Consider the following 7,659-nt stretch of genomic DNA (forward strand, 5'->3'; position numbering starts at 1 on the left):
ACATGAGCGTCAAAACTCCAATTTGATTATCAATTTGAGAAAATGAGCGACTTCTGGGGGGATAACCTTTGGAAAACCATCGAAAGCCCTCCAAAGCTACGATTTTATCTTGGTTCGTATTTTGCTTATTTGACTTTAATAGCATCAGTCAAAGGAGCAAAAAATGAAGAAAGTAGCATTTATAGCACCAACTTATCCTGTACTCAGCGAGACCTTCATCCAAACAGAAGTCGACTCGGTGAAAGCTTGTGGACACGATGTTTGCGTGATGGCATTTGAGATAGAAGAGAGTGAAAAGTCATTTGACTATGACATCATAAAAATTGGTAAGGATGTTCGGGCGGGTAAGATAGCCAGCATCAATTGGTTTGGCTTTCTCCGGGCGGTATCCTTTGTTTCCAAGCAAACCAGTATGCCCAAAAAATCACTGTTCGCTTATGGATTCAAACTGGCGCTGCAACTCGCCGAGAACGACGTCGAACACGTTCATGCGCATTTCTGTCAGCACACTACAGCTCACGCCATCGTCGCGGCAAAGCTTCTGAATATCACCTGCTCGTTCGTTGCTCACGGTCATGATGTTTACGAGTTCGCTTATGATATTGAACAGAAGATTTCGTCGAGTGATTTTGTGGTCGCAGTGTGCAAAGACATGCTCACGGATTTCAACACCATGGCTAAGGGAAACATTAAACTCCTGCACTGTGGGGTAAATACCAAACAATTTCAACTACACCCAAAAACCGAAGCTAAGCAACTTCGTCTCGTTTTTCTTGGCCGATTAGTGGAGCAAAAAGGCATCCACCATCTTATTGATGCATTAGCGCCGATTGCCGAACCTCTCGACATTCATCTCGATATCATCGGTACTGGCGATTTAGAGCAACAATTAAAATTGCAGGTCAAAGAGCAAGGGCTCACTCGAAACGTGACCTTTCTTGGCGCTAAACCTCACGAGTGGGTGAAAGAGAAACTATCGAACTATGACAGCCTAATCGCGCCCTTCTGTTTTTCCGAAACTGGGTGTGTGGATACAGGGCCACTGGTTTTAAAAGAAGCGATGGCCGTGGGCACACCCGTCATTACGACCAACATCATGGGATGCAAAGAGATCGTCTCACCAGAGACAGGTTTTGTGGTTAGCGAAAAGAACGTGGAGGAATTAAGAGAAGCGATTGAGCGTTTCGCGCAGCTAAGCAGTAACGATAAAGCATCGATGGGGTTAAAGGCACGTGAGAGAGTGAAAGACAGTTTTAATTCGATCAAACAAGCTCAGCAATTATCTCGTTGGATAGAGAACCCAGCTCAATAAGGATTAACTCAGACAGCTATGCCTCACAAAAGCGACTGAGCACCACAAGATCAAAAGAGCGCTACATCAATTTGGAATGTAACGCTCAACTTAGCACAGCCTAATGATGGCAACTTATGCTTTCAGTAACTTTGATTAGCTTTTCATTAAGAAGCCTAGCTAGCCGGCTCGAAGTGCCAAAATAGACTCAATATCTTCGATGTCACGATATTGAGCTAGCTCCTGCTCTTTCGATGAAATAGCCACAATCGACATTCTATCGGCCAATTCGTTACCTTCAATACCAACGTGTCCGTTCACATGGTAGATGGTGATTTTTGAAGCCAGTTCTTGGTAGAAAGCATACGCAGGCTTAATAATATCGAGGTTTTTGATCTCGCCGCCCGACTTAGTCCAGCCCTTTTTCTCCCAGCCCGTTGCCCACTTAGTAATACAATCAATTGAGTACTTAGAGTCACAATAAATCGCAACAGACAGACCCGCGTTTAACTTCTCTTTCGCGAGAATAAACGCTTGCTTAAGCCCATGTAACTCGGCGGTATTGTTGGTACCAACAGGCTGATACAAGCCATACCACAATTCTGTTAATTGGTTGTTTTGGTATACCGCTAAACCCGTCCCCGCTTCACCAGGATTTGGCTCACAAGCACCATCGGTAAAGATCTTGATATCAAAAGGCATATCTGTGATTTGCTGCTCCGAAAGAGGCGGCACCTTCACTTTCGTCGCCTTACCCGCAGAGCTTGGCTTTGTCGCTGTAGAACCTGACGCAGACGACGTTTTACCACCGAAAGCAGACTCAGCCTCGCCTAGTGTTGGAAACGATTTATATCTCGCACCAGCAAAGCCATCGACTTGCGCTTTACACTCGTTCCAAGTGGTAAAAATACCCGGTGTGCGACCTTTCCAAACCACATAATATTTCTTAGCCAAACTAACTCCTTACCAAAACCTAAATACACAATACCCACACCTAAAATGATTCAGCTATGGGGTAGTAATTATGCCTGATTACGCTTGAAACACATAAATCATTGCATGAAATGCAGCGTGTGTTTCAAGAATATCTACGTTATCGACCAAGTATAGAGCGTTATTTCTAATCACAAACCAACGGCTTCTGATCAAGAACCTCTATGTGCTTCAAGGTCTTGTTTTAGTTTGGTCGTTAACTTTTTAACTTTTGGGAGAACTTGTTGCATTAACGACTGAGTCATGATCATTGACTCTGTTGTCACGGTTGGCATTTTTTTCAGAATGCTTTTTCCATGTTCTGTTTTGTAGAAATCGATCATTGCACTGAGCTCTTCTTCAGTGAATTGATTGCTGTAAATCGTTACAATTCCTGGCTCTAGCTTTTGCCAGCTAACCTCCTCTTTCATTAAGTCGTTCATGCCCTGATAGTAATCATCAAAAATAGCTTGTTCTGACTCTGAAACCCCTAGGTCTTTAGACATATTTGCCATCATGCTATCCATTTGAACGTATACCGCGTCCAACGTGGAATCGACATCCATAATCTGAAGAAGCTCTTTTATCAGAGCTTGCCTATCATCTTGTGCCGCTGATAATTGCAGCGGTACGAGTAGAAATAAAATTGCGAAAAATCTATACATTTTGAGGTCCCTTTAGCTTTGTAAAACAGCTGAAATATCTTTCAATACATCTCAACACATTGAATTATTTGCAAATTTACTCACTTTTTATCCATAAGTAAAACGAATTAAACAGTACAAAATAATATAAAATCAATTGCATTTGAATGTGAGGAACGTATTGGACAGATATGAGGAAGGCGAAGAGAGGAACAGAGCGCTTTTGAATAAAGAACCACAAGAGAACTAGAGCCTAAAAGCACTCGTTTCAAGTAATGAGTCATGCACTTGAAACGAGGATAGCTAATGGCGTGACACGACGTATCAATTGAGCTACGTATCAATGAAAAAGGTAATCAACCGCAACGAGGTTATAGAACAAAAACACCGCCATGCTGACGCCGATAGTCAGTAGCACATTGCCTGTTTTCCAAATCAACAGACCTGTGACCAGCGCACCTATCAAGTATGGGTTTTCAAGGCTTGGCCAAAATGTCTGCTCTGGTGCAAATACAATCGGCCCCCAAATTGCGGTAAGCACAGCGGGACTTGAATAGCGTAACAGGCGACGCGTGGTTTGATTTAATCGAAGCGGGATTGCTGGCTCTAGAAACAGATACCGACTAAAAAAAACAATCGCTGTCATAAGGAATATCGTTAACCAAATCATCTCTATTTCCCCTCCACAATTGTCTTGTTGCCGTTGTTTCGCTCTTGGAACGATTCGCTGATAAAGCCCGCTAACATACCGGCAATCGCTGCAATCATTAGCTCGCCCTCAATATTGTTAACCGACATGGCAACCGAAGTGACCAATGAAACCACCACACACACTACGACGGGTAGAGTTCGGATTAATGGGAACACCAAAGCGATAAAGGTTGCTGCGACCGCGAAGTCGAGCCCAATTTCATTAAGCGAAGGAATTTGGCTTCCCGCGACAATGCCAACGAAGCTCGCGATATTCCAAACGAGGTAAAAACCACCACCTACACCCGCAGCGTACCAACGATTAAATTCTTTCTGAGACTGCCCACTACAAATCGCGAACAGCTCATCGGTGAGCCAAAATCCAAGTAATAGGCGCCAACGCGCAGGAAGATGGCTGATTTTGTCACGCATCGATACGCTATACAGAAAGTGTCTAGACGTGATGAATAAGGTAGTCAACAACATGGTGCCTAAACCAATACCCGCTTTGAACATACCCGCAGCGACAAGTTGTGCAGAGCCAGCAAATAGAATAGCCGACATCGCTTGCGCTTGAAGCTGACTCAATCCAGCATCTATCGCATATGAGCCCGCTAGAATTCCCCAAGGGATTACCGCAATGCTCAAGGGCATTCCCGCTAAAACGCCCTTCCATAACTGTGTTCGTCTATCCATTATTTCACTATCCATATAGTTCTTTTCTCTCTTCACATTGGCTATTCAATGTAAGAGGAGTTGAGTCGGTTCGATTGTACAAACTTGCTCGATTTCATGCCCCTCTGTTTGCCACACTTAACCGCACTTGCCCGTACTTAACACAAGTTGGCCATACCTTAGCCATGCAAGTTTAGAGCATTTTGATGTATTGCCCCGGCGTGTAGCCATTGGCCTTTTTGAAGTGTCGATGAAAATGGCTTTGATCATGAAAACCACACTCTTGCGCTGTATCTGAAATGGTATGTCCTTGTTTCAATAACTTACGCGAAAGCCTTAACCGAGATTGGATTTGATACGCATGCGGCGGAAGACCAAATTCTTTCTGAAAAGAACGCACTAAGTGAAACGGGCTCAATGCCGCTAGCTTAGATAGCTCCTCTAGGGACACATCGGCTTGTGGAAAGTCATCTAAGAACTCTTTCACTAAGACAAGTTGGCGTTGAGTTTTCCCATCGAGTTGAGGGTTAAGCGGCGATTTTCCGTGTCGGCTAATCAGTTTAACCAACATCCCGTACATCAAGGTTTCTCTTAACAAGCGATTGTCAGATTCATCAATCGTGTTAAAGACTAATCTCAATTGATTAGCGAGTTCAGGGTCTTCAACAACCGCTCTTGGGAAGTAAGGCGCGCCGTAGTTCGGTAGGTTAAGATCCTGAGTGATCTTGGCAAGTTGCTCTGGGAGAGGATACATGGCTCGATATGCCCAACCACCTTCAGTGGCAGAGTGACCGCTATGAACTTCGTCGGCATTGACCAGAATGATCGCATCTTGTGGTGCTATATGATGCCCGCCCGTTCGATAGAAACGCTGAGCGCCCTGCTCAATAACACCAAGTGTGTAGCCCTCGTGGCTGTGGCGCGAGAAGTTCTGCTTTTCGTATTCAGCATTAAGGGTTTCAAGGCCACCGAGCTCTTCTGTGATCTTATATTCGGCCTTTTCTTTAGAGCGTTTCTTGTTCTCCATAACAATTCCCAAGCCTGTTAATTATCGAGCGACTTATCAGTCTACTCTATAGGCTCTTTCAGCTTTTGTACAAAATTGCGCTTTTGTTTGTTAATACTGTTTTTATCGTTGGCTTAATAACGCTTTCTAACTGGAAGGAAAGTCTTGGTCTATAACTAGTTGGCGAGAAATTGACAAATTGGTGGGGCAATCATGGCAATACTCTCTTCAAATCATCGGCAATAGACCTGATACACCATGAAAAATACGCTAATCCTTTTCTTTTTCCTGAGCCTAACTGGGTGCACTCATAACCAATCAAAAGCACTGAGCATGAACTCCTCGCCAGTCAATTCGTATCCTCAATCCATGTCGAACCTGCAACTGTGCGACACCTTGTATTACGGGCGCTCAAGCAACCAGACACTCGCAGCAATTGGCAGTGAGTTTAATCGAAGAGGATTATCAAAACATTGGTGTGATACCGAAACCAATAAGCTTTATCTAACAAAGACGATTGATTGGGTTGCTGACCAAGTAGAAGACAAAGAAGATTCGGAGGAAGAAGCGTCTGCCGTTGTGTTGCCTGCGAATTAAATGAGGCAATGATAGATAAACGTCTGTTCGCACTTAATGATCTCACTTGCTTAGGTAATTAAATGACCTATTTTTACTCAAAAAATCCCAAGTTAACCTGGCTGCGTTCGAAGAAAAACAACCGCTTCTTTTCGCTACACAAATATTACGAGGGTACTCGGGCGCAAGAGGAATAACATTTACGCTGGGATGAGATTCTGGAACGGCAAGCTCTGCAACAATAGAAACACCTAAGCCCGCTCTAATCAAAGCAAGTATCGAGGTCAATTGAACAATGGTGTGTTTTTCTTTAAGGCGAGATTTTGATAGCTTAAACCATTCTCTAATGAGCGCCTCGCTGCCCCCTTTACTCAGTATAAAATCTCGATCTTCGATATCCACAGCCGACAAAACTGACAACTGGGATAAAGGGTCATCTTCATGAACTAAAGCCACCATACGGTCAGTAAAAACTGGGATGATATCTAGATCCAAATACTCTTTATCAACCGAGATTGCAAAATCTACGCGCCCCTCTCGCAATGCTAATAATGCTCCTTCGTCAGTAAACTCGCTTATTTCAATTTTAACTTGAGGTAAGTGTTGGCTGATCGCATGAATTAGGCTGGGTAAAATATGTGTGGAAGCGGATGCGCCAAAAGAAGCCACTTTCACCTGTCCAGCGCCATCTTTTTGAATAAGTCGAAGCTGTCTCAATAACACCTCTCCCTGCAATTTCTGCTGTTTAGCGAACTCAGCAATCAACCTCCCTTCCTCTGTTAACAATAAGGGACGACTGTCTCTTCGAACTAAAGCGAAACCTAACACATCTTCAGCACGTCGAAGAGCTTTGCTCGCAGCGGGTTGGCTGACTCCTAATACCAGAGCGGCATCAGTGATACTTCCGAGCGCTAGTAACTGCAGAAGTAATTTGGGAACTAATGATGGGATGCTTTCCAAGTCTTCAACCATTTATATAACCTCAGGTTATTTTGATATCTATCTCTATGCTAGCAGACTACTTTTTCCGAAAAATAGATACTAGTCACCCGGAGAAAACAAATGACTATAGAAACATGGCTAACCTTCTGCCTCGCTTCACTTATCTTAACCATGACGCCAGGTCCCAGCATTTTGTTGGGCGTCATTCATTCAATGAAATATGGCGTTAATAAAGCTATTTTTACGGCACTAGGCGATATCTCAGCAAACTTCATACAGATGATCATTGTTGCAGTTGGACTTGGCATCATAATGTCAACGTCTGAACTAGCGTTCGCCGTTATCAAGTGGCTTGGGGTCACAACATTGCTGTACATGGGTATCAAGATGTTGTTTGATAAACCTGTGTGTGATGCACAAATAACCACCAATTCACCCACCGCGATTTCAGGCCACAGACTCTATTTAAGTGGTTTCTTCGTTGCAGCGGGTAACCCCAAAGCGATTGTCTTTTTCACTGCATTCTTCCCCCAGTTCATAGACCCAACCAAGCCCCTGTTATCACAAATGTTGGTGATGTGCCCCACAATGGCAGTGTTGGATTTTACGTGGGTGATGATTTACGCCATCTCTGCCAAGAAGCTTCTTGGGTTTATGCAAGATCGCCCAACGTACCTGAATAAAATCGGCGGCTCAGCGCTTTTAACTGCAGCCATTGCACTCGCTGTAACAAGTCACAGCTCCAACCTATAGTCGAGCCAATAAAGGAAAAAACAATAAATTGGGTTTCATTCGAGGGGAAAAAATAGGTTCATCGCGGATTAGCGGGAACTCAAAACAAAAACGGTAGTAAGTGATATGGT

Annotated in this window: 9 protein-coding genes; 3 read left to right on the forward strand and 6 right to left on the reverse strand. The window is 43.8% G+C overall.

Annotated elements, in window-relative coordinates; genetic code table 11:
* Positions 1-163: 163 nt before the first annotated feature.
* Positions 164-1,312, forward strand: a complete 1,149-nt coding sequence (locus tag ACED53_RS01000) for a glycosyltransferase family 4 protein (protein ID WP_017100983.1) — start codon at positions 164-166, stop codon at positions 1,310-1,312.
* A gap of 159 nt (positions 1,313-1,471) precedes the next feature.
* On the opposite strand, the gene ACED53_RS01005 is transcribed toward ACED53_RS01000, so the two are convergent.
* The 5 genes from ACED53_RS01005 to ACED53_RS01025 form a co-directional block, all read right to left on the reverse strand.
* Complete coding sequence (locus ACED53_RS01005) at positions 1,472-2,245, reverse strand: viroplasmin family protein (RefSeq protein ID WP_017100982.1); 774 nt, start codon at positions 2,243-2,245, stop codon at positions 1,472-1,474.
* A gap of 191 nt (positions 2,246-2,436) precedes the next feature.
* On the reverse strand, positions 2,437-2,928 hold the full coding sequence (locus ACED53_RS01010; protein ID WP_017087186.1) for a DUF2059 domain-containing protein: 492 nt from the start codon (positions 2,926-2,928) through the stop codon (positions 2,437-2,439).
* A gap of 319 nt (positions 2,929-3,247) precedes the next feature.
* Positions 3,248-3,577: an AzlD domain-containing protein gene (locus ACED53_RS01015; protein WP_017087187.1), complete on the reverse strand. Its 330-nt coding sequence runs from the start codon at positions 3,575-3,577 to the stop codon at positions 3,248-3,250.
* A gap of 2 nt (positions 3,578-3,579) precedes the next feature.
* Complete coding sequence (locus ACED53_RS01020; RefSeq protein WP_029225494.1) at positions 3,580-4,308, reverse strand: AzlC family ABC transporter permease; 729 nt, start codon at positions 4,306-4,308, stop codon at positions 3,580-3,582.
* 157 nt (positions 4,309-4,465) lie between these two features.
* Positions 4,466-5,299 (reverse strand): AraC family transcriptional regulator, encoded by an 834-nt coding sequence (locus tag ACED53_RS01025; protein WP_029225493.1) that lies wholly within the window; start codon positions 5,297-5,299, stop codon positions 4,466-4,468.
* 237 nt (positions 5,300-5,536) lie between these two features.
* Here ACED53_RS01025 and ACED53_RS01030 point away from each other — a divergent pair, with 237 nt between their 5' ends.
* Entirely contained in the window at positions 5,537-5,875 is a 339-nt protein-coding gene (locus tag ACED53_RS01030; protein WP_017100979.1) for a hypothetical protein, read from the forward strand.
* Between the two features lie 42 nt (positions 5,876-5,917).
* On the opposite strand, the gene ACED53_RS01035 is transcribed toward ACED53_RS01030, so the two are convergent.
* Positions 5,918-6,826, reverse strand: a complete 909-nt coding sequence (locus tag ACED53_RS01035; RefSeq protein ID WP_017100978.1) for a LysR family transcriptional regulator — start codon at positions 6,824-6,826, stop codon at positions 5,918-5,920.
* Positions 6,827-6,916: 90 nt separating this feature from the next.
* Here ACED53_RS01035 and ACED53_RS01040 point away from each other — a divergent pair, with 90 nt between their 5' ends.
* The gene (locus tag ACED53_RS01040) at positions 6,917-7,549 is read left to right on the forward strand and encodes a LysE family translocator (protein ID WP_017100977.1); all 633 of its coding nucleotides are present in this window, start codon (positions 6,917-6,919) and stop codon (positions 7,547-7,549) included.
* The last annotated feature ends 110 nt before the right edge of the window (positions 7,550-7,659 follow it).

Origin of the sequence: Vibrio sp. 1F169 (assembly GCF_041439605.1) — a bacterium.
Classification (GTDB): domain Bacteria; phylum Pseudomonadota; class Gammaproteobacteria; order Enterobacterales; family Vibrionaceae; genus Vibrio; species Vibrio tasmaniensis_A.